This window comes from Methylobacterium sp. A52T, from assembly GCF_053346095.1.
Genome location: NZ_JBKFBI010000111.1, coordinates 1 through 20,327, shown reverse-complemented (window position 1 = coordinate 20,327; position 20,327 = coordinate 1). Strand labels below are relative to the sequence as shown.

19 protein-coding genes are annotated in these 20,327 nt (G+C 70.8%); 6 read left to right on the top strand and 13 right to left on the bottom strand.

All coding sequences use genetic code 11. The features are described from left to right. Nucleotides 1-175 precede the first annotated feature (175 nt). The gene (locus tag ACLBYE_RS22405; protein WP_447695847.1) at nt 176-688 is read left to right on the top strand and encodes a hypothetical protein; all 513 of its coding nucleotides are present in this window, start codon (nt 176-178) and stop codon (nt 686-688) included. A 7-nt stretch (nt 689-695) separates the two neighbouring features. Here the strand turns inward: ACLBYE_RS22405 and ACLBYE_RS22400 are convergent, their stop codons facing one another. The 7 genes from ACLBYE_RS22400 to ACLBYE_RS22370 all read right to left on the bottom strand — a co-directional run bounded on the left by ACLBYE_RS22400 (nt 696) and on the right by ACLBYE_RS22370 (nt 7,579). After that, a complete protein-coding gene (locus ACLBYE_RS22400; protein ID WP_447695846.1) occupies nt 696-1,097 on the bottom strand; it encodes a F0F1 ATP synthase subunit epsilon in 402 nt (133 codons plus the stop codon). Between the two features lie 140 nt (nt 1,098-1,237). After that, nucleotides 1,238-2,692, bottom strand: coding sequence for a F0F1 ATP synthase subunit beta (atpD, locus tag ACLBYE_RS22395; RefSeq protein WP_020093502.1), 1,455 nt, complete (start codon nt 2,690-2,692; stop codon nt 1,238-1,240). Nucleotides 2,693-2,734: 42 nt separating this feature from the next. Beyond that, the gene (locus ACLBYE_RS22390; RefSeq protein ID WP_447695845.1) at nt 2,735-3,625 is read right to left on the bottom strand and encodes a F0F1 ATP synthase subunit gamma; all 891 of its coding nucleotides are present in this window, start codon (nt 3,623-3,625) and stop codon (nt 2,735-2,737) included. A 134-nt stretch (nt 3,626-3,759) separates the two neighbouring features. Next, nucleotides 3,760-5,292 carry a F0F1 ATP synthase subunit alpha gene (gene atpA, locus ACLBYE_RS22385; RefSeq protein WP_354454275.1) on the bottom strand — a complete coding sequence of 511 codons (1,533 nt, stop codon included), beginning with the start codon at nt 5,290-5,292 and terminating at the stop codon, nt 3,760-3,762. Between the two features lie 54 nt (nt 5,293-5,346). Further along, nucleotides 5,347-5,919, bottom strand: coding sequence for a F0F1 ATP synthase subunit delta (locus ACLBYE_RS22380; protein WP_020093499.1), 573 nt, complete (start codon nt 5,917-5,919; stop codon nt 5,347-5,349). A gap of 216 nt (nt 5,920-6,135) precedes the next feature. Continuing rightward, nucleotides 6,136-6,834 carry a DsbA family protein gene (locus tag ACLBYE_RS22375; RefSeq protein ID WP_056522497.1) on the bottom strand — a complete coding sequence of 233 codons (699 nt, stop codon included), beginning with the start codon at nt 6,832-6,834 and terminating at the stop codon, nt 6,136-6,138. Nucleotides 6,835-6,952: 118 nt separating this feature from the next. Next, nucleotides 6,953-7,579: a 2-hydroxychromene-2-carboxylate isomerase gene (locus ACLBYE_RS22370; RefSeq protein WP_020093497.1), complete on the bottom strand. Its 627-nt coding sequence runs from the start codon at nt 7,577-7,579 to the stop codon at nt 6,953-6,955. 212 nt (nt 7,580-7,791) lie between these two features. On the opposite strand from ACLBYE_RS22370, the gene ACLBYE_RS22365 reads away from it, so the two are divergent. After that, a complete protein-coding gene (locus tag ACLBYE_RS22365) occupies nt 7,792-9,030 on the top strand; it encodes an argininosuccinate synthase (RefSeq protein ID WP_447695844.1) in 1,239 nt (412 codons plus the stop codon). A gap of 49 nt (nt 9,031-9,079) precedes the next feature. Here the strand turns inward: ACLBYE_RS22365 and ACLBYE_RS22360 are convergent, their stop codons facing one another. Next, complete coding sequence (locus ACLBYE_RS22360; protein WP_447695843.1) at nt 9,080-9,724, bottom strand: hypothetical protein; 645 nt, start codon at nt 9,722-9,724, stop codon at nt 9,080-9,082. A 62-nt stretch (nt 9,725-9,786) separates the two neighbouring features. Further along, nucleotides 9,787-10,557, bottom strand: coding sequence for a monofunctional biosynthetic peptidoglycan transglycosylase (gene mtgA, locus ACLBYE_RS22355; protein ID WP_447695848.1), 771 nt, complete (start codon nt 10,555-10,557; stop codon nt 9,787-9,789). Between the two features lie 34 nt (nt 10,558-10,591). Here mtgA and ACLBYE_RS22350 point away from each other — a divergent pair, with 34 nt between their 5' ends. After that, nucleotides 10,592-11,563, top strand: coding sequence for a polyprenyl synthetase family protein (locus tag ACLBYE_RS22350; protein WP_447695842.1), 972 nt, complete (start codon nt 10,592-10,594; stop codon nt 11,561-11,563). Nucleotides 11,564-11,765: 202 nt separating this feature from the next. Here ACLBYE_RS22350 and mmsB read toward each other — a convergent pair whose 3' ends face one another. From mmsB to ACLBYE_RS22330, 4 genes are all read right to left on the bottom strand, one after another. Continuing rightward, the gene (gene mmsB, locus ACLBYE_RS22345) at nt 11,766-12,983 is read right to left on the bottom strand and encodes a multiple monosaccharide ABC transporter permease (RefSeq protein ID WP_447695841.1); all 1,218 of its coding nucleotides are present in this window, start codon (nt 12,981-12,983) and stop codon (nt 11,766-11,768) included. After that, nucleotides 12,980-14,515 (bottom strand): multiple monosaccharide ABC transporter ATP-binding protein, encoded by a 1,536-nt coding sequence (gene mmsA, locus ACLBYE_RS22340; RefSeq protein ID WP_447695840.1) that lies wholly within the window; start codon nt 14,513-14,515, stop codon nt 12,980-12,982. Before mmsA ends, mmsB begins: the two co-directional genes overlap by 4 nt. Nucleotides 14,516-14,614: 99 nt before the next feature. Further along, a complete protein-coding gene (gene chvE / locus ACLBYE_RS22335; RefSeq protein ID WP_447695839.1) occupies nt 14,615-15,688 on the bottom strand; it encodes a multiple monosaccharide ABC transporter substrate-binding protein in 1,074 nt (357 codons plus the stop codon). A 545-nt stretch (nt 15,689-16,233) separates the two neighbouring features. Next, entirely contained in the window at nt 16,234-16,983 is a 750-nt protein-coding gene (locus ACLBYE_RS22330; RefSeq protein WP_447695838.1) for an SDR family oxidoreductase, read from the bottom strand. Nucleotides 16,984-17,193: 210 nt separating this feature from the next. Between ACLBYE_RS22330 and ACLBYE_RS22325 the strand changes: the two genes are divergently transcribed. From ACLBYE_RS22325 to ACLBYE_RS22315, 3 genes are all read left to right on the top strand, one after another. Then, entirely contained in the window at nt 17,194-18,927 is a 1,734-nt protein-coding gene (locus ACLBYE_RS22325; protein WP_447695837.1) for a patatin-like phospholipase family protein, read from the top strand. A gap of 127 nt (nt 18,928-19,054) precedes the next feature. Next, nucleotides 19,055-19,258: a hypothetical protein gene (locus tag ACLBYE_RS22320; protein ID WP_447695836.1), complete on the top strand. Its 204-nt coding sequence runs from the start codon at nt 19,055-19,057 to the stop codon at nt 19,256-19,258. Between the two features lie 69 nt (nt 19,259-19,327). Next, the gene (locus ACLBYE_RS22315; protein WP_447695835.1) at nt 19,328-20,185 is read left to right on the top strand and encodes an alpha/beta fold hydrolase; all 858 of its coding nucleotides are present in this window, start codon (nt 19,328-19,330) and stop codon (nt 20,183-20,185) included. Nucleotides 20,186-20,327: the final 142 nt, after the last annotated feature.

Genomic DNA, 20,327 nt, shown 5'->3' with positions numbered 1-20,327 from the left:
ACCGGAGGTAGCCGTCAGGCGGGGAGCCAGCGCTCGGCGGCCCGACGGAAATCGCCGGGGCCGAGATCGGCGTAGCGCAGGAAGATCTGCAGGGCCGGCTGCAATTCGCGATGGAGGCGCACGGGCCGAGTCTGCGCGTCCTCGTCGTCGTTCGCGGCCGCGCCCCCCGGGGGGGGTGGGGGAACTCGGGCGGCTGGAACGGGCCGCCGCCGCGGGCCTGCCCCCGGTGACCCGCCTCGCGGCCCTCGCGGTCGGCGCGCGGCACGACGCCGACCGGCTGCGCGAGCGGTTGCGCCTGTCGAAGAGCGAGCACGGGCAGCTGCTCGGCTACGCCGCGGCGCTGGCCGATCTCCACGGATGCGCGGTGCTGGACGCGGTCGCGGCGCGGGCCCTGGCGGCGGAGCACGGCCTGTCGTGCCTGGCCGGCGCGCTGGCGATCCTGGCCGGGGAGCCGCGGCCCGCCGTGACGGAGGCGGCGCGGGCGGCCCTGCGGGCCCTCGAGGGGGAGGGGTCGTCGCCGGCCTTTCCCCTGGCGGGGGCGGATCTCGTCGCGGCCGGTGTGGCGCCGGGGCCCGGCATCGGGCGCGGGCTGGCCGCGGCGCGGAGGATCTGGCTGGAGCGGGGCTGCCCGACGGACGCGTCAGCGCGGGCCGACCTGCTGGCGCGGGCGCTGGAGAGCGCCCGCTGAACGAGGCTCAGAGCTTCAGGAGCGCCTTGGTCTCCTGGAGCTGGACGATCTGGCCGTTCAGCTCCTCGCGCTTCTGCAGGTCCTCGGTGGCGTCGCGCTGCATCTCGATCGCCTCGATGTCGCGGTCGAGGGAGTCGTGCGTCAGCTCCTCGATCGGGGCGGCGCGCTCGGCCAGCACGGTCACGGCCGTCGGGCCGATATCGGCGAAGCCGCCGCGGACGTAGATCCGCTTGCCGCTGCCCTGGCTCTCGGTGATCACGATGACGCCGACCCGGAGGGAGGTCAGCACGGGCGCGTGGCCCGGCATCACGGTCATCTCGCCCTCGGTGCCGGGCAGCTGAACGGCGGTCACCTCGCCGGAATACAGCGTCCGCTCGGGGCCGACGAAATCGAAGTGGAAGGTGGCCATGGCCTGACGTGTTCCCGGATCGGCGGCGCGCGCCCCGCCGCGCGGGCGGAGCGTCTCGGAAAAAGGCTGCGCGGACGGCACCGGTCAGGGTCGCCCGCGCGGCCTCCGTCCCCTTCCCGCGCGGGGAAGGGGGTGTCGTCTTACGCGGCCTTGAGCTTCTTGGCCTTCTCCTGGGCCTCCTCGATGGTGCCGACCATGTAGAAGGCGGCCTCCGGGAGGTCGTCGTAGTCGCCGTTCACCAGGCCCTTGAAGCCCTTGATGGTGTCCTCGAGGGCGACCTGCTTGCCCGGCGAGCCGGTGAACACCTCGGCCACCGAGAAGGGCTGCGAGAAGAAGCGCTCGATCTTGCGGGCGCGGGCCACGGTCAGCTTGTCCTCCTCGGACAGCTCGTCCATGCCCAGGATCGCGATGATGTCCTGGAGCGCCTTGTAGCGCTGCAGGGTCTGCTGAACGCGGCGGGCGACGTCGTAGTGCTCCTCGCCGAGGATCGCCGGCGACAGCATGCGCGAGGTCGAGTCCAGCGGGTCCACCGCCGGGTAGATGCCCTTCTCGGCGATCGAGCGCGACAGCACGGTCGTGGCGTCGAGGTGGGCGAACGAGGCGGCGGGCGCCGGGTCGGTCAGGTCGTCGGCCGGCACGTAGATGGCCTGCACCGAGGTGATCGAGCCCTTGGTCGTGGTGGTGATGCGCTCCTGGAGGGCGCCCATGTCGGTGGCGAGCGTCGGCTGGTAGCCCACCGCCGAGGGGATGCGGCCGAGGAGCGCCGACACCTCGGAGCCCGCCTGCGTGAAGCGGAAGATGTTGTCGACGAAGAACAGCACGTCCTGGCCGTCGTCGCGGAACTGCTCGGCGATAGTCAGGCCGGTCAGGGCGACGCGCGAGCGGGCACCCGGCGACTCGTTCATCTGGCCGTAGACCAGGGCGCACTTCGAACCCTCGGCGGAGCCGTGCTCCTTCGGGTCGACGTTCACCTTGGACTCGATCATCTCGTGATAGAGGTCGTTGCCCTCGCGGGTGCGCTCACCCACGCCGGCGAACACCGAGTAGCCCGAGTGCACCTTCGCGATGTTGTTGATCAGCTCCATGATCAGCACGGTCTTGCCGACGCCGGCGCCGCCGAACAGGCCGATCTTGCCGCCCTTCGCGTAGGGGGCGAGCAGGTCCACCACCTTGATGCCGGTGACGAGGATCTGGGCCTCGGTCGACTGCTCGGCGTAGGAGGGGGCCGGCTGGTGGATGGCGCGGAAGGTGTCGGCCTGGACCGGGCCGGCCTCGTCGATCGGCTCGCCGATGACGTTCATGATGCGGCCGAGCGTGTTCATGCCGACCGGAACCTTGATCGGCTCGCCGGTGTCGGTGCACTCCTGGCCGCGGGTCAGGCCCTCGGACGTGTCCATGGCGATGCAGCGCACGGTGTTCTCGCCGAGCTGCTGGGCGACCTCGAGGACGAGGCGGGCGCCGTTGTTCTTGGTCTCCAGCGCGTTCAGGATCTCGGGCAGGTGGCCCTCGAACTGCACGTCGACCACGGGGCCGATGACCTGGGTGATCTTGCCGACCTTGTTGGAGCCGGTGCCGGGGAGTGCGGTGTTCGCCATCGTTAACCTACCCTTCAAGCTGTGCGGTCGGGTCGCGGTGCCTCAGAGGGCTTCCGCACCCGAGATGATCTCGATGAGTTCCTTGGTGATCATGGCCTGACGCGTCCGGTTGTAGATCAGCGTCTGCTTCTTGATCATCTCGCCCGCGTTGCGGGTCGCCGAGTCCATGGCGCTCATGCGCGCGCCCTGCTCGGAGGCGGCGTTCTCCAGGAGCGCCCGGTAGATCTGCACCGTCAGGTTCTTCGGCAGCAGCGTCTCGAGGATCGCCTCCTCGGACGGCTCGAATTCCAGGGCGGCGTTGCCGGCGGCCGCCTTCGCGGTCGTGTCGACCGCCGGCAGCTCCGCGGGGATCAGGCGCTGCGCGGTCGGGATCTGCGAGATGACCGAGCGGAACTCGGAGTAGAACAGGGTCGCGACGTCGAACTCGCCGTTCTCGAAGCGGGCCAGGATCTTGTCGGCGATCGAGGCGGCGAACTCGTAATCCACCGGGCGGTTGCCGCGGATGTCCATGCTCTCGACGATCTGGTCGCGGTACTGCCGGCGCAGCGCGTCGAGGCCCTTCTTGCCGACCGTCATGATCTTGACGGTCTTGCCCTCGGCGGCGAGCTTCTGGGCATATTCGCGCACCGCGAGGCGGACGATCGACGAGTTGAACGCGCCGGCGAGGCCGCGGTCGCCCGTGCACACAACGAGAAGGTGCGTCTGCTCGGAGCCGGTCCCGGACAGGAGCCGCGGGGCGCCGACGCCGCCGACGAGGTTGCCCGCGAGGTTGCCGAGCACCGCCGACATCTTCTCGGCGTAGGGACGGCCCGCCTCGGCGGCCATCTGCGCCCGGCGCAGCTTGGCGGCGGCGACCATCTGCATGGCCTTGGTGATCTTCTGCGTCGCCTTCACCGAGGTGATGCGGTTGCGCAGGTCCTTCAAACTCGCCATCGGGTGAGGTCCAGGTCCGTTCTATGGGCCTCTCCTTCCCTCGGCGGGAAGGAGCCGGAAGTTCGGGCGGTGCGGCGGGGACCGGGATCCCCCCGCACCACCCAAGATCCCTCCCCGAGGGGAGGGGCCTCACATCAGCCGATCGACTTGGCGACGCTCTCGACGACGCTCTTCAGCTTGCCGGCGTTCTCGTCCGACAGGTCCTTGGAGGCGGCGATCGAGTCGAGCAGGTCCTTGTGCTTGGAGCGCAGGGTCGAGAGCAGCGCGTCCTCGAACGGGCGGACCTTGGTCACCGGCATCTTGTCGAGGTAGCCGTTCACGCCGGCGTAGATCACCGCGACCTGCTCTTCCATCTTCAGCGGCGAGAACTGCGGCTGCTTCAGGAGCTCGGTGAGCCGCGAGCCGCGGTTCAGGAGGGCCTGGGTGGAGGCGTCGAGGTCCGAGCCGAACTGCGCGAAGGCGGCCATCTCGCGGTACTGCGCGAGCTCGCCCTTGATCTTGCCGGCGACCTTCTTCATCGCCTTGGTCTGGGCCGAGGAGCCCACCCGCGACACCGAGAGGCCGACGTTCACCGCCGGGCGGATGCCCTGGTAGAACAGGTCGGTCTCGAGGAAGATCTGGCCGTCGGTGATCGAGATCACGTTGGTCGGGATGTAGGCCGAGACGTCGTTGGCCTGCGTCTCGATGACCGGCAGCGCGGTCAGCGAGCCGTTGCCGGCGGCGTCGCCCATCTTGGCGGCGCGCTCGAGCAGGCGGCTGTGGAGGTAGAACACGTCGCCCGGATACGCCTCGCGGCCCGGCGGGCGGCGCAGCAGCAGCGACATCTGGCGGTAGGCCACGGCCTGCTTGGAGAGATCGTCGTACACGATCACGGCGTGCATGCCGTTGTCGCGGAAGTACTCGCCCATGGCGCAGCCGGCGAACGGCGCGATGAACTGCATCGGGGCCGCGTCGGACGCCGTGGCGGCGATGACGATGGAGTATTCCAGCGCGCCCTGGTCCTCCAGGACCTTCACGAACTGGGCCACCGTCGAGCGCTTCTGGCCGATGGCGACGTAGATGCAGTAGAGCTTGGCCTTCTCGTCACCGCCGGCGGTGTGGCCCGGCTTCTGGTTCAGGATCGTGTCGAGGGCGATGGCGGTCTTGCCGGTCTGGCGGTCGCCGATGATCAGCTCGCGCTGGCCGCGGCCGACCGGGATCAGGGCGTCGATCGCCTTGAGGCCCGTGGCCATCGGCTCGTGCACCGACTTGCGCGGGATGATGCCCGGGGCCTTGACGTCGACGCGGCGACGCTCGGTCGACTGGATCGGGCCCTTGCCGTCGATCGGGTTGCCGAGGGCGTCGACGACGCGGCCGAGCAGGCCCTTGCCGACCGGCACGTCCACGATGGCGCCGGTCCGCTTGACGGTCTGGCCTTCCTTGATCTCGCGGTCGGAGCCGAAGATCACGATGCCGACGTTGTCCTGCTCGAGGTTCAGGGCCATGCCGCGCACGCCCGACTCGAACTCGACCATCTCGCCGGCCTGGACGTTGTCGAGGCCGTAGGCGCGGGCGATGCCGTCGCCGACGGACAGGACCTGCCCGACCTCGGAGACCTCGGCCTCTTCGCCGAAGTTCTTGATCTGCTCTTTTAGGATCGCGGAGATCTCGGCGGCGCGGATGTCCATACTCGGGCCTCTGTCGCTGATGCGTCTATGCGTGTTCGGGTCGGATGGGGGCGCTTACCGCGCGGCCCGCATCGCGAGGCGGATACCGTTGAGCTTGGTCTTGAGGGAGGCGTCGACCATGCGCGAGCCCATCTTCACGACGAGGCCGCCGATCAGGCTGGGATCGACCACGAGGTCGACGGCGACGTCGGCCTTGGCGATGTCGCGCAGCGACGCCTTGATCTCCTCGATCACCGCGTCGGAGGGCTTCTCGGCCACCCGGACCTGGGCGCGCACGATGCCCTTCGAGTCCTGGACCAGGGTCCGGAACGCGTCGATCATGTCGGGCAGGGCGAAGAGCCGGCGGTTCGAGGCCGCGAGGCGGATGAAGTTGCCGGCCAGCCCGCCGATGCCCGCCTTGTCGAGCACGGCGCCGATGGCGGCCGCCTGCTCCTCGGCGCTGAAGACCGGGCTGCGGACGAGGCGGCGGAGATCCGCGCTCTCCTTCAGCAGCGTGTCGAATTGATCGAGAGACTCGGCGACCGCGTCGACCTGGCGCTCGTCGCGCGCGAGCTCGAACAGGGCGGAAGCGTACCGGCCCGCCACGCCTGCGACCAGGGGACCAGCCTCGGAACCGTTCTGCGCCACCCGTCGCTCTCTTCTCTGGTTGCCCGTCCGCTCCGCGCGCTCCGGCTGGAGCGCGGTGCGAGACCGTTCGGGACGTGGGATCGCGCCGGCAACGGACAGGTCGAGAACTGTCCTCGCGGCGCGGCGACCGCCTAGCATGCCAGCATGGCCGCGCGCAACACGGCAGGCGCGCGTCGCTGCGCGTCAGGACGGCGGAAGTGTGACGCGGGTCCCGCCTCAGCAGGCGAGCCGGTCGCAGCGCCGGACGCTCGCGATCATCTTGGCCATGGCGCCGGCGCCGGGATGCCCGAGGATCCCGCTGTTGCCGATCACGTAGGACGGCGTCGCGTAGAGGCCGAGATCCGCGGCCATCCGCATCTGGCTCTTCAGCGCCGCGCGCACCTCCTCGCTGTCGGCGATCTCCTCGACCTCCGCCTGCGGGATCCCCATCGTGGCGGCGACGGCGAGCGCGCCGGGCCCGTCGATGCGGCCGGGCTTCCCGAGCAGCGTCTGATAGAAGCGCCACGCGGCCTCGGATCCGAGCTTGCGCTGCACCGCCAGCATCACCTTCGCGGCCTGCGCCGATTGCGGCGACAGGATCGGGTTGTGGACAAGCCCGATCCGCAGCTCCGGATCGCTGTCGTGCAGGGCGACCACGTCGGCGGCCGCCTTCCGGCAGTACGGGCAGTTGAAGTCGAAGAACTCGTAGAGCGTGGTGCCGGCATCCCGCGGCCCGACATAGGTCACGCCGCGCAGGGCCGGGATCTGCCCGGTGATCTCGCCCGGCAGGATCGAGTTCGCCACCGCGCGCCCGTCGTCGCCCGTCACCGCGACCCGCTGGCCGTAGGATTGCGCGGAGGCGCCGGTCAGGCCGGCACCGAAAGTGGCGGCCGCGGCGAGCAGGAGGCGGCGCGAAACGGGCTTCGAAACAGGCATGGGACTCGTCCGGGGCATCGCTGTCCCGCTCCGGCCGCGCCGAAGCGGAGCCGGACCAGAACCAGGGGGTCGAGTCGGTTTCATGGCCGCGCGGCGTGAACGTGGCCCTACCGCAGGGCTAGCGCAGCCCCTTCGGCCGGTCGCCGGTCGCCCAGGCCAGGGCCTGCTCCAGCCGGTCGTTGCCCCAGAACAGCTCGCCGTCGTCGGCCAGGAAGGTCGGCGCCCCGTAGATCCCGCGGGAGCGCGCCTCCTCGACGCTGACCCGCAGCTTCGTCTTGTTGGCCTCGGCGGCGGCGGCCCGCACGGTCTGCGTGCCGTCGAGCCCGAGCGAATCGAGGATCTCCGCGACGGCCGCCGGCTCCGCGATCGAGCGGCCCTCGGCGAAGCTCGCGGTGAAGACCGCCTTCGAGAACGGCACCAGCCACGGCTGGTCCTGGCCGAGGATCGCGACCCGCACCGCGCTGAGGCTGTTCTGCGGGAACTGGGCGGGGCGCGTCACCGGCGGCAGGCCGAGGCGGGCGGCCTCGCGCTCGACGTCGCGCCACATGTTCTTGCCCTTGGCCGCGTAGAGATTGAACGGCGAGGTGGTCCAGCCCTGCGCGGCGAAGAGCGGCCCGACCAGGAAGGGGCGCCACCGGATCGCCACGTCCGCCTCGGCGGCGGCGGCCTCCACGCGCATGGCCGCGAGGTAGGAGTAGGTGGAGGCGAATTCGTACCAGAACTCCAGAATTGGCTGGCGCGCCATAGACTTCGCTTCTCCGATGCACTCTCGCGGCGATGACGACCTGCAACGCCCGCGCCGTTTCTGACACAACCGCAAGGCCGTCGTGAGGCGAAACGCGGCCGATCCTCCGGCATCTCGGCTACGCGCGAGGCGGCGCGCCGGTTGCAGGCCGGTGACACCCGCGATAAGCCGCAGACGCCGAGCCAGATCCCTCGCCCAGTTCCGGAAGTCCCATGTCCGTCCCCGCGAAGAGCCCCGTGAAGAAGGTCGTGCTGGCCTATTCCGGCGGCCTCGACACATCGATCATCCTGAAGTGGCTGCAGACCACCTACGGCTGCGAGGTCGTCACCTTCACGGCCGATCTCGGCCAGGGCGAGGAGCTGGAGCCGGCCCGCCGCAAGGCGGAGCTGCTCGGCATCAAGCCCGAGAACATCTACATCGAGGACCTGCGCGAGGAGTTCGTCCGCGACTACGTCTTCCCGATGTTCCGGGCGAACGCCGTCTACGAGGGCGTCTACCTGCTCGGCACCTCGATCGCCCGGCCGCTGATCGCCAAAAAGCAGATCGAGATCGCCGAGCGCGTCGGCGCCGACGCGGTCTGCCACGGCGCCACCGGCAAGGGGAACGATCAGGTCCGGTTCGAGCTCGGCTACTACGCGCTGAAGCCGGACGTGACGGTGATCGCGCCCTGGCGCGAGTGGGACCTGCGCTCGCGCGAGCAGCTCATCGCCTTCGCCGAGCAGCACCAGATCCCGATCGCCAAGGACAAGCGCGGCGAGAGCCCGTTCTCCGTGGACGCCAACCTCCTGCACGCCTCCTCGGAGGGCAAGGTGCTGGAGGATCCGGCCGTCGAGGTGCCGGACTACGTCTACTCGCGCACCCTCTCCCCCGAGGAGGCGCCCGACCAGCCGACGGTCATCACGATCGGGTTCGAGCGCGGCGACGCGGTCTCAATCGACGGCGAGGCTCTGTCGCCCGCGAGCCTGCTGACCAGGCTCAACGAGCTCGGCCGCGCCAACGGCATCGGCCGGCTCGACCTCGTGGAGAACCGCTTCGTCGGCATGAAGAGCCGCGGCATGTACGAGACGCCCGGCGGCACGATCCTGCTGCCGGCGCACCGCGCCATCGAGTCGATCACGCTGGACCGCGGTGCCGCGCACCTGAAGGACCAGCTCATGCCGCAATACGCGGAGCTGATCTACAACGGCTTCTGGTTCTCGCCGGAGCGCGAGATGATCCAGGCCCTGATCGACAAGAGCCAGGAGAAGGTCACCGGCACGGTGCGGCTGAAGCTCTACAAGGGCGGCGTCCACGTGATCGGCCGCGAGAGCCCGCACTCGCTCTACGACCAGGACCTCGTGACCTTCGAGGAGGGCGCCGTCGCTTACGATCACCGCGACGCGGCGGGCTTCATCAAGCTCAACGCCCTGCGGCTCCGCACGCTGGCCCAGCGCAAGAAGCGCGAGGGCTGAGCCCGCTGCCGGTCGCCGCCGCGCGGGCGGCAGCGACCGGAGGTAGCCGTCAGGCGGGGAGCCAGCGCTCGGCGGCCCGACGGAAATCGCCGGGGCCGAGATCGGCGTAGCGCAGGAAGATCTGCAGGGCCGGCTGCAATTCGCGATGGAGGCGCACGAGCCGAGTCTGCGCGTCCTCGTCGTCGTTCGCGGCCGCGCCCGGCACGGCGGCGAGAAGGCGCTTCATCGCCGCGGTGTAGGCGCCGTCATCGCCGTAGGGCTTCTCCGGGTCGACGCGCGGCACCCCCCGCTCGGCGTTCCACCCGATATTCAGCCGCGGGATCAGCGCGAGGTGCTCGGGCGTCACCGCGAAGGTGATGACGTCCGGGGTCTCGCCGGTGGCCGCGTCCCGGAAGACGTCGCCCACGGCGCCCGGATCGAGCTTGGCCAGACCGTTGTGGTACTGGTACCGGCCCGGCTTCAGCTGCCCGTTCTGGACGAAGACGGCGAGGCCGTCCTCGAGCGACCGATGCTCCTCCTCGGCGCCCTCGTCGTCGCCGGTGACGTTGGCGATGTCGCCGTCGCGGTCGAGGCTGCCGTAGGGGGCGGCCGGGTGGATGGTCGGCGCCCCCGGCTCGCCGCCGTCCCAGGCGACGACCATCCGGCGGATCAGGGCGATGCGCTCCAGGCTCAGGTCGTAGACGGCATCGCTCATCGTGTATCGGTCCCGGCTCTCACGCTTGGAAGGCCCGTCTTACAGAGGCGAGTCGCCCCCTGCTACCGCCGCAAGCAGCCCGTGAGGCCGTCGATCTGTCCCATCATCGCCTGGATCCGCGCGGCCCGGCGGCGCACTCCGGGGGAGGGACGGCCGGCGCTGCGGGTGATCGGGTTCGGCAGCACGGCGGCGAGCAGGGCGGCCTCGTTGCGGGTCAGCCGGCTCGCGTCCTTGCCGAACCAGTGCCGGCTCGCGGCCTGCGCGCCGTAGATCCCGTCGCCCCACTCGGCGACGTTGAGGTAGATCTCCATCATCCGGCGCTTGCCCCAGAGCGTGTCGAGCGCCAGCGCCAGCGGGATCTCGATGGCCTTCCGGATGTAGGAGCGGCCGGGCCACAGGAAGACGTTCTTCACCGTCTGCATGGCGATCGTGGAGGCGCCGCGGCTCGGGGAATCCTCGTCCTCGACCACGTCGCGGATCGCGCCGAAATCGACCCCGTGATCCAGGCAGAAGCGCTGATCCTCCGAGGCGATCACGGCCTGCGGCAGGACCGGCGCGATGGCGGAGAGCGGGACCGGATCCCGACTCACCGGCTGAAGCGTCAACCACCGTCCCAGCATCAGGGTCGACGGCGGCATCACCGCGCTATAGACGAGCGCCAACGTCAGCGCGAGGACGAACCCGACGGCGGGGAGCAGCAGCAGCGCTCCCACCAGCTGTCGGACGCGACGGGAACGGCGCGGGCGCGCGAGCGGGAGGTCGCGACCTGCCGTCTCCCGCCTGCGTCGAGCCCCGTCCACCGTGAGTCCGTCCCCGCCCAACTGACACCCGATTGGTTTCGCAAGGCCAGGACCGGACGTAAGCCCGATGACCCCGACCCCCTCAACGCAGGCACCGACCGGTTCGGTCAAGGCAGTCACGCCGGCCGCCGATTTTACCCACAGGTTGACGGAGGTCGCCGGCACGGTCGAGACCTTCCTGGTCGAGCGTCTCGGCCCCGCGGTCAACGCCGGCGAGATCGCCCGGCCGCCCCGCCTGATGGAGGCCATGCGGCACGCCGTGCTCGGCGGCGGCAAGCGTCTCCGGCCGTTCCTCGCCATCGAGACCGCCCGGATGCTCGGCGGCTCCGAGGCCGCCGCCCTCGCGGCCGGCGCCGGCGTGGAGCTGGTCCACTGCTACAGCCTCGTCCACGACGACCTGCCGGCGATGGACGACGACGACATGCGCCGCGGCAAGCCCACGGTCCACAAGGCCTACGACGAGGCCACCGCCATCCTGGTCGGCGACGCCCTGCAGACGCTGGCCTTCGAGATCGTCGCCGACCCGACCTGGCAGCCGGATGCGCGCGTCCGCGCCGACCTCGTGCTCGGCCTCGCCCGCGCCTCGGGCCTCGGCGGCATGGTCGGCGGCCAACTCCTCGATCTCACCGCCGAAGGCCGGTTCGGCGCGGCCAACATGGACGTGGACGACACCCTGCGGATGCAGGCGATGAAGACCGGCGCGATCCTGGCCTTCTCGGTGGAGGCCGGCGCCATCGTCGGCGGTGCCGACAAGGACCAGCAGGCCGCGCTGCTGCGCTACGGCCTCGCCCTGGGGCAGGCCTTCCAGATCGCCGACGACATCCTCGACCGGGAGGCCTCGCCCGAAGCCATGGGCAAGGCCACCGGCAAGGACAAGGATGCCGGCAAGGCGACGCTCGTCGACCGTCTCGGCATCGACGGGGCCCGCGCCGAGTGCGACCGCCTCGTCGGCGTCTGCGAGGACGCGGTGTCGTCCTGGGGGGAGGGCGCCCGCGTCCTGCGCGACGCCGCCCGCTTCACGGTCGCCCGCAAGACCTGATCGCGCCGGGCGGGGAAACCCGCCGGCCGCCTCGGGCGGCCGGGCCGGGCCCGACCACCGCGAGCACCGCGCCACGTCCGCGGTCGGCGCGCCACGGGCGGTCGCGACACCGCCGGATCGACGCGCTCCGCGGGGCGGACCCGCGCCGTCCCGATCGGGGCGACCCGAACCGGACGCGGGGCCGCGGAGCGCGCGGCGCCCGTCAGAGCCGGTTGTTCTTGTTGTGGACGTCGAGGCACACGGCGGCGAGCAGGACGACGCCCTTGATCACCTGCTGCCAGTCGACGCCGATCCCCAGGATCGACATGCCGTTGTTCATGATGCCGATGATGAAGGCGCCGATCACGACGCCCGAGACCTTGCCGATGCCGCCCGCCGCCGAGGCGCCGCCGATGAAGCACGCGGCGATCACGTCGAGCTCCATGCCGATGCCGGCCTTCGAGTTCGCGGTGTTGAGCCGGGCGACGAAGATCATGCCGGCGAGGCCCGCCAGCGCGCCCATGTTGGCGAAGGTCAGGAAGGTCAGCCGCTCGGTCTTGATGCCCGAGAGGCGCGCGGCCTTGATGTTCCCGCCCAGCGCGTAGATCCGGCGCCCGATCGTCGTCCGCGTCGACACGAAGCCGTAGAGCGTCACCAGCGCCAGCAGCACGAGGAGCACGTTGGGCAGGCCCCGGTAGGCGCTCATCTGCCAGGCGAAGGCCAGGATCAGGATGGCGGTCACGCCGTTGCGGCCGATGAACGCCGCCGGGGACTCGGCCGGGCTCCCGTTCCGCAGCCGCGCCTGCCGCCGTCGCCAGTTGAGCCCGGTCAGCGTCGCGACCAGCGCGACGGCGATCAGGACGGCGGTCCAGGGTCCGGCGCCGTTGACGAGGAAGCCCTTGGCGAGGAGCTGGAACACCTCCGGGAACGGTCCGATGGAGGCCCCCTGCAGCAGCACCTGCGTCAGGCCGCGGAACACCATCATGCCGGCCAGGGTGACGATGAAGCTCGGGATGGCGAGGTAGGCCACGAAGTAGCCCTGCAGACCGCCGATGACCGCGCCCACCGCGAGGCACAGGAGGGCGGCCGAGAACGGGTCGACGTGGAAGCGGACCATCAGCAGGGCGGCGAGCGCCCCCACGAAACCGACCACCGAGCCGACCGACAGGTCGATATGCCCGGCCACGATGACCAGCAGCATCCCGAGCGCCATCACGACGACGTAGCTGTTCTGGAGGATCAGGTTGGTCAGGTTCAGCGGCTGGAACAGGACGCCGCCCGTCGCGACCTCGAAGAACAGCGTGATCGCCGCCAGCGCGACGACGAGCCCGTAGGCGCGCAGCTGCGCCATCGGCAGGCGGCCGCGCCGGACCCCGGCCGCGCCCGCCGGGACGATGTCGTGGCTGGGGCTCACGGACTTGCTCACTGTGATGTCGGTCATCCGTTCAGCCCCCTGGAGCGCATGATGGCGCGCATGATCGCTTCCTGGCTGGCCTCGGCGCGGTCGAATTCGCCCACGAAGCGCCCCTCGTTCATCACGTAGATGCGGTCGCAGAGGCCGAGCAGTTCCGGCATCTCCGAGGAGATCAGGAGGACTCCGCGGCCGTCCTCCGCCAGCTCGTTGATGATGCTGTAGATCTCGTACTTCGCGCCGACATCGATGCCGCGGGTCGGCTCGTCGAGGATCAGCACCTTGGGCCGGGTGAACATCCACTTGCTCAGCACGACCTTCTGCTGGTTGCCGCCCGACGGGTTCACGGTTTGCTGCGTCACCCCGACGGAGCGGATGCGCATCTTGGTGCGGTAGCCGGTCGCGACCCGGTGCTCGGCCGCCTCGTCGATCACCGCGGCGGTGGAGACCCCGGGCAGGTTCGCCAGGGTGGTGTTCCGGGCGATGTCCTCGCCCAGCACGAGCCCGAGCTGCTTGCGGTCCTCGGTGACGTAGGCGAGGCCGGCCGCGATGGCCCGGTCGATCGTCGAGACGTCGACCTCGACACCCTCGATCCGGACCGTGCCCCGGATGTCCCGGCCGTAGGACCGGCCGAAGAGGCTCATGGCGAGCTCGGTCCGGCCCGAGCCCATCAGGCCCGCGATCCCGACGATCTCGCCCCGGCGCAGGCTCAGGTCGACGTCGCGCACCACCGCCCGGTCGGCGTGGACGGGGTGGTGGACCGTCCAGTCGCGCACCTCCATCAGCACCGCGCCGATCCGCGGCGTGCGGGCCGGGTAGCGGCTCTCCAACGTGCGGCCGACCATCGCCCGGATGATGCGGTCCTCGTCGATCGCGCCGCCGCGGCAGTCGAGGGTCTCGACGGTGCTGCCGTCGCGCAGGACCGTGATCCGGTCGGCCACCTTGGCGATCTCGTTGAGCTTGTGGGAGATCAGGATCGAGGCGATGCCCTGCGCCTTGAAGCGCAGCAGGAGCTTCAGCAGGGCCTCGCTGTCGGTCTCGCTCAACGACGCGGTCGGCTCGTCGAGGATCAGGAGCTTCACCTCCTTGGAGAGCGCCTTGGCGATCTCCACGAGCTGTTGCTTGCCGACCCCGAGATGGGTGACGAGGGTGTCGGGGCACTCGTCGAGCCCCACCATCGCCATCAGCGCGCGGGCGCGGGCCTGGACACGATCCCGGTCGATGACCCCGAACCGGGCCGGCTCGTTGCCGAGGAAGATGTTCTCGGCGATCGACAGGTACGGCACCAGGGCGAGTTCCTGGTGGATGATCACGATGCCGAGGCGCTCGCTGTCCGTGATGTCCCGGAAGCGACCCGGCCGCCCCTCGTAGGTGATGTCGCCCGTGTACGACCCGTAGGGATACACGCCGCTCAGCACCTTCATCAGCGTCGACTTCCCCGCGCCGTTCTCGCCCACCAGGGCGAGGATCTCGGCGGGCTCGACGGTCAGGTTGACGTCGGCGAGGGCCTTGACGCCGGGGAAGGTCTTGGTGATTCCCCGCATTTCGAGAACGGGCTGCATGCGGCGCTTACCAGCTCGGACTGCACGTTCGGCCCGCGCGACAGCCGTCGCGGCGGGGATCGGATCGGGCGGAGCGATTAAGCTCCGCCCCGGCATCGGTCACTTGAGCTGGTCGAGCGTGTAGTAGCCCGTGTCGATCAGGGCCGGCTTCCAGTTGGCCCGGGTAACGATCACAGGCGTGAGCAGGTACGACGGGACGATCTTCTTGCCGTTGTCGTAGGTCTTCACGTCGTTGACCTCGGGCTGCCGGCCCGCCTCGATGGCGTCGATCATCGCCACCGTCACCTTGGCCAGGTCCCGGGTGTCCTTGAAGATCGTCGCCGTCTGCTCACCGGCGATGATCGACTTGACCGATTGCAGCTCGGCGTCCTGGCCGCTGATCACCGGCAGCTTCACGCCGCCCGACCCGTAGCCCACGCTCTTAACCGACGAGAGGATCGCCGTGGAGATGCCGTCGTAGGGCGAGAGCACGGCATCCAGGTGGGCGTTGCCGTAATAGGCCGAGAGCAGGTTATCCATCCGCGCCTGGGCGGTCGCTGCGTCCCAGCGCAGGGTGGACACCTTGTCCATGCCGAACTGGCCCGAGCGCACGACGAGCCTCTTCGCGTCAATGTAGGGCTTCAGCACCGACAGGGCGCCGTCGTAGAAAAAGTATGCGTTATTGTCGTCGGGCGAGCCGCCGAACAGCTCGATGTTGAAGGGTCCCTTCCCGTCCTTCAGGCCGAGGGCGTCGACGATGGATGTCGCCTGCTGAACGCCGACCTTGTAGTTGTCAAAGGTGGCGTAGTAATCGACGTTCGGCGTCCCGCGGATGAGCCGGTCGTAGGCGATGACCCTGACGCCGCGCTCGCTCGCCTTCGACAGCACATCGCTGAGGGTCGTGCCGTCGATGGAGGCGATCACCAAGATCTTAACCCCGGTGGTGAGCATGTTCTCGATCTGGGCGAGCTGAGTCGGGATGTCGTCATCCGCGTATTGCAGATCCGGCTTGTAACCCTTGGCCTTCAGAAGCCTGACGATGTTGTTGCCGTCGTCGATCCAGCGCTGCGACGACTTGGTCGGCATGGCGACCCCGATCGGATCCCCGCCGGCCGCCTGCGCCGGTGTCGCGGCGGACGCGCCGAGGAGCGACAGGCCCAGGATGTATTTGAGAACCGTCTGCCTGGCGATCATAACCCCCCCCTATCGATTTTCAGCCGGACTTCGCCTTGTATCGAAGCGAGTCCGCGCTTCTGTTCTTGTCGATTGATTATTTTTATAGTCGTCACGCGATCCTGGACTGACCCGGTCTATGGCCGATACCCACCCACGGCCCGCCCGAAGATCCCTGCGGAGCCGATCCGGCAAGCTTGACCGGGTCGGCAAGCAGAGACGCGATCCGGGCGCCGCCGGCAGCCTCTTCGAGAGCCGAGCCCGCACCTCGAGAAGCTCGGGCGTTCGATTTGTATGAGTTATAGAGCGGGCCGTCAATCGGCACGCGCGGCGCCTCGTCTCGAGGCGCGGCCTCAGCTGTGTGTGGAGCGCGCCGCGGATTCAGGCCCGGGTTCGATCGCCGGTCGGCGCGACGCGGTCGCGTGCGCCACGGCGCGCGGCCGTCCGATCGGCACGGCGGCGATGACCGGTCCGCTCGATCGGATCAGGGCAGGGTGGATCGCGTGTCCGCACCGCCGGGCCTCTTCAGCGCGGCGTCGCCGCGCGGGCCCGGAAGCCGCGTCGGTTCAGCCGCGGCCGACGAACGGCATCTTGGTGGCCATGATGGTCATGAACTGCACGTTGGCCTCCAGCGGCAGGCTCGCCATGGACAGCACGGCCTGGCCGACATGGTCCGGATCCATCACCGCCTCGGCCCGCAGGGAGCCGTCCGCCTGCGGGACGCCGGCCTTCATCTTGCCGCCCATGGGCGTGTCGGCGTTGCCGATATCGATCTGGCCGCAGGCGATGTCGTAGGCCCGGCCGTCGAGGGAGGTCGCCTTGGTGAGCCCGGTCACGGCGTGCTTGGTCGCCGTGTAGGCGATGGAGTTCGGCCGGGGCGCGTGGGCCGAGATCGAGCCGTTGTTGATGATCCGGCCGCCCCGGGGATCCTGGTCGCGCATGATCCGGAAGGCGTGCTGCGTGCACAGGAACAGCGCCGTGAGGTTGGTGTCGACCACCTGCCGCCAGGTCTCGAGGGGCAGGTCCTCCAGCGGGACCGCCGGTGCGCCGATCCCGGCATTGTTGAACAGCAGGTCGAGCCGGCCGAACTCCGCCTTGGTGCGCGCGAACAGGGCGGCGATCGAGTCGGGATCGGTCACGTCGGTCGGGACCGCCACGGCCCCGTGACCGATCCGCGCGGCGACCTCCTCGAGGGGAGCCTGACGCCGCCCCGAGAGGACGACGCGCCATCCGGCGTCGGCGAGCGCCAGGGCGGCGGCCTTGCCGACACCCGTCCCGGCCCCGGTCACGATCGCGATCCGCTCAAACCCCGACATGCGTTCCTCCCGGTTCCGGTGTTTCACCGCCTGTAGCGGATGGCCGCCGCCGCGCGAAGGCACCGGCGTTTCAGATGCGGGCCGCGGTCACGGGGCGTACCGGCGGCCGCCATGCGCTATGGTGGTCGAAAGACGCGGGGACGGGAACGGGACAATGGGGCAGGGTTCGTCGGCAGGCCTGCGCGGGACGAGCGACGCGGCGGTCCCGGCGTGAGCGCACCCGAGATCCCGTTCCTCGCCGGCCTCGACGCGCCGGCGGTCGCGGCCGTGCGGGCCCGAATGGTGCCGGTGGCGGTGCCGGGCGGACGGACCCTGTTCGAGCAGGGCGAGACCGGGGACGCCCTGTACACGCTGGTCTCCGGCGCGGTCGGCGTCTCGGCCCGCGACCATGCCGGGCGGCCGACCCGGATCGCGCGCCTGCGGCCGCCCGAGACCTTCGGCGAGATGGCACTGCTGTCGGACGCCCCGCGGGCGGCGACCGTGATGGCGCTGCGCGATTCGCACCTCCTGCAACTCACCCGCGACGCCTTCGAGGCGGTGATCGCCGAGCACCCGCACACGCTCCTCTACTTCGCCCGGATGCTCGCCGACCGCCTGCGGGCGATCTACGACGGCCACTCGGTCCACCACGCGTCGCGGATCTTCACCATCCTGGCCGTGACCGAGGGGCCCGATCCGGCGCGGGTGGCGCGGCAGCTCGCGGCCGCCTTCGACGCCCTGCTGCCCGGGAAGACCGGCTGCCTCACCGACTGGCCGGAGGGCGCCGACGAGGCGTGGTTCCAGGCCTTCGAGGGCGCCCACGCGCGCACGATCTTCGCGGCGCACGACATCGACTGTCCCTGGTGCCGCCAGAGCCAGCGGCGGGGCGACCACGTCCTGCTCCTGGCCGAGCCCGGCGCCCCGCCGCGGCCGGGCGCGGCGGCCTATCTCGACCGGGTGCGCTCCGACTGGATCCGCATGGACCTCGTCGTGCGCCAGGACCCCGCGGCCCGGCGCCCGAGGGCCCTGCATCCGGAGGTCGCCGCGCTGCCCGCGGCGATGCGCATCCAGGTCCGGGACGGCGACCGGGGGGATCTGCATCGCCTCGCGCGGCTCGCCAGCGGGTCGGCGCGCGGCCTCGTCCTCGGCGGCGGCGGGGCGCGGGGGCTCGCCCATCTCGGGGTGCTCAAGGCCCTCGACGAGGTGTCCTGCGCCCCCGACTTCGTGGGCGGGACCAGCATGGGGGCGATCATCGCGGCGAGCCTCGCCATGGGCTGGAGCGTCGCGGAGATCCAGGCCCAGATCGAGGCGTTCTTCGCCACCAGCAACCCGATCAACGACTACACGCTGCCGCTGCACGCGCTGACCCGCGGCGCCAAGGTCGATGCCGGCCTCGCGGCGCGCTACGGCGGCGTGCGCATCGAGGACCTCTGGCTGCCGTTCTTCTGCGTCTCGTCGAACCTGACGACCGGCAACACCATGGTGCACCGGTCGGGCGACCTGCCGAAGGCCCTGCGCGCCAGCATCGCGATCCCCGGCCTGCTGCCGCCCGTGCTGTGCGACGAGGGCGTCCTGGTCGACGGCGGCATGATGAACAACCTGCCGGCCGACGTCGCCGCCGGGCTGGAGCGCGGCCCAGTCCTGGCCGTCGATGTCGGGACCGACCGGGCGTTCCAGGACATGCCGCGGCGCGGGTGGAGCGGCCGGCTCATGCGCAAGCTGATCGGTTCGCCGCTGGCGATGCCGGGCCTGGCCCCGCTGCTCCTGCGCGCCGCCACCGTGTCGAGCGACGCGCAGAGCCTGATGGCGGCGGCCCACGCGACCGCCGTGCTCAAGCCGCAGCTCTCCGGCATCGACCTGCGGGCGTGGTCGCGCTTCCGGGAATCGGCGGAGCTCGGCTACCGGGAGACCCGCGCGGGCATCGCGACCGGGACCCTCGCGCGCTGGCTCGACCCGATGCGCTGACCGGGTGCGCTGACCCGGTGCGCTGCGATGTCCGCGTGCGGCGGCGCACGCGCGGCGCCCATCGACCTGTAACCCGGACCATCCGGCGACGATCTCCGGGGCAACACGTCATCGGGAGACCGGAGCCATGACCCACCCTGCCAAGCCCCTGACCGGCGCCGTGCCCGGTTCCGCGCCGGACCGGCGCGCCGCGGCCGACCGTTCCGCGCCGCACGCCCTCCTGCACGGCGCCGCCTTCGTGCTGCTGTGCCTCTGGACGCGGACCGCGCCGGAGCGTCTGCGCGACCAGCTCTCCCCGGAGGCCTGCGACGGCGCCGCGCTCGGCTTCTGAGCGGATCGGACCGGAAGACGCGCGCGTTCTCCGCCGCGGGGAGAGCCGCACATGACGGAGCGCGCGAGGATGACCGTCGCGGGAGTGAGGTTTCGCCGGATCGCCCTCCCGGAGGTCGGCCTGCACGTGGCCGAGGCGGGTCCCGAGACGGGGCCGCCGACCATCCTGCTGCACGGCTTTCCGGAATCCTGGTACGGCTGGCACCATCAGATCGGGCCTCTCGCCGAGGCGGGGCTGCGGATCATCGCGCCGGATCAGCGCGGCTACGGCTCCAGCGACAAGCCGGCGGGGATCGCCGCCTACCACCTGGACCGGCTGGCCGGCGACGTCCTGGCCCTGGCCGACGCCTACGGCGCGCCCACGGTGCGGCTCGTCGGCCACGACTGGGGTGGCCTCGTCGCGTGGTGGGTGGCGAGCCGCCACCCCGAGCGGATCGACCGGCTGGCGATCCTCAACGCGCCGCATCCCGCGGTCGTCGGCAGCTACATGCGCCAACATCCGGGCCAGTGGCTGCGCAGCACCTATGTGGGCCTCTTCCAGATCCCGCGGCTGCCCGAGCGGCTGCTCACGGCGGATCGCGGCCGGGCCCTGCGGCGCGCGCTGACGACCTCCAGCCGGCCGGGCACCTTCGCGCAGGCCGATCTCGACCATTACGTCGCCGGGTGGCTCCAGCCCGGCGCGATGACCGGCATGCTGAACTGGTACCGGGCTCTGGTGCAGCTGCCCCGGGCGCGGCCGCCGCGGGTGCGCGTGCCGGTGCTGATCCTCTGGGGGCGACGCGATACGGCGCTCAAACCCGGCTTGGCGGAGGCGAGCCTCGCGTTCTGCGACGCCGGCCGGCTCCGCTGGTACGACCGGGCCAGCCACTGGCTCGCCCACGAGGAGCCCGCGGCGGTCAATGCCGACCTCGGCGCGTTCCTCCGCTAGAGCCGTATCCGACCCTGTTGCAACGGTCGGGAAGGACGGCGAGCCCGGTCTCGCCAGCCGCGCCAGGCCCCCTCTCCCGTGCGGGAGAGGGTTGGGGTGAGGGACGCGAAGGATCAGGACTGAACAGGCCGCCGATGCGCGT

Bases quoted from the DNA above. Each gene is read 5' to 3' on its own strand.
- ACLBYE_RS22400 (WP_447695846.1), bottom strand. From the start codon at position 1,097: ATGGCCACCTTCCACTTCGATTTCGTCGGCCCCGAGCGGACGCTGTAT.
- atpD (WP_020093502.1), bottom strand. From the start codon at position 2,692: ATGGCGAACACCGCACTCCCCGGCACCGGCTCCAACAAGGTCGGCAAG.
- ACLBYE_RS22390 (WP_447695845.1), bottom strand. From the start codon at position 3,625: ATGGCGAGTTTGAAGGACCTGCGCAACCGCATCACCTCGGTGAAGGCG.
- atpA (WP_354454275.1), bottom strand. From the start codon at position 5,292: ATGGACATCCGCGCCGCCGAGATCTCCGCGATCCTAAAAGAGCAGATC.
- ACLBYE_RS22375 (WP_056522497.1), bottom strand. From the start codon at position 6,834: ATGCCTGTTTCGAAGCCCGTTTCGCGCCGCCTCCTGCTCGCCGCGGCC.
- ACLBYE_RS22370 (WP_020093497.1), bottom strand. From the start codon at position 7,579: ATGGCGCGCCAGCCAATTCTGGAGTTCTGGTACGAATTCGCCTCCACC.
- ACLBYE_RS22365 (WP_447695844.1), top strand. From the start codon at position 7,792: ATGTCCGTCCCCGCGAAGAGCCCCGTGAAGAAGGTCGTGCTGGCCTAT.
- ACLBYE_RS22360 (WP_447695843.1), bottom strand. From the start codon at position 9,724: ATGAGCGATGCCGTCTACGACCTGAGCCTGGAGCGCATCGCCCTGATC.
- ACLBYE_RS22350 (WP_447695842.1), top strand. From the start codon at position 10,592: ATGACCCCGACCCCCTCAACGCAGGCACCGACCGGTTCGGTCAAGGCA.
- mmsB (WP_447695841.1), bottom strand. From the start codon at position 12,983: ATGACCGACATCACAGTGAGCAAGTCCGTGAGCCCCAGCCACGACATC.
- mmsA (WP_447695840.1), bottom strand. From the start codon at position 14,515: ATGCAGCCCGTTCTCGAAATGCGGGGAATCACCAAGACCTTCCCCGGC.
- chvE (WP_447695839.1), bottom strand. From the start codon at position 15,688: ATGATCGCCAGGCAGACGGTTCTCAAATACATCCTGGGCCTGTCGCTC.
- ACLBYE_RS22330 (WP_447695838.1), bottom strand. From the start codon at position 16,983: ATGTCGGGGTTTGAGCGGATCGCGATCGTGACCGGGGCCGGGACGGGT.
- ACLBYE_RS22320 (WP_447695836.1), top strand. From the start codon at position 19,055: ATGACCCACCCTGCCAAGCCCCTGACCGGCGCCGTGCCCGGTTCCGCG.
- ACLBYE_RS22315 (WP_447695835.1), top strand. From the start codon at position 19,328: ATGACCGTCGCGGGAGTGAGGTTTCGCCGGATCGCCCTCCCGGAGGTC.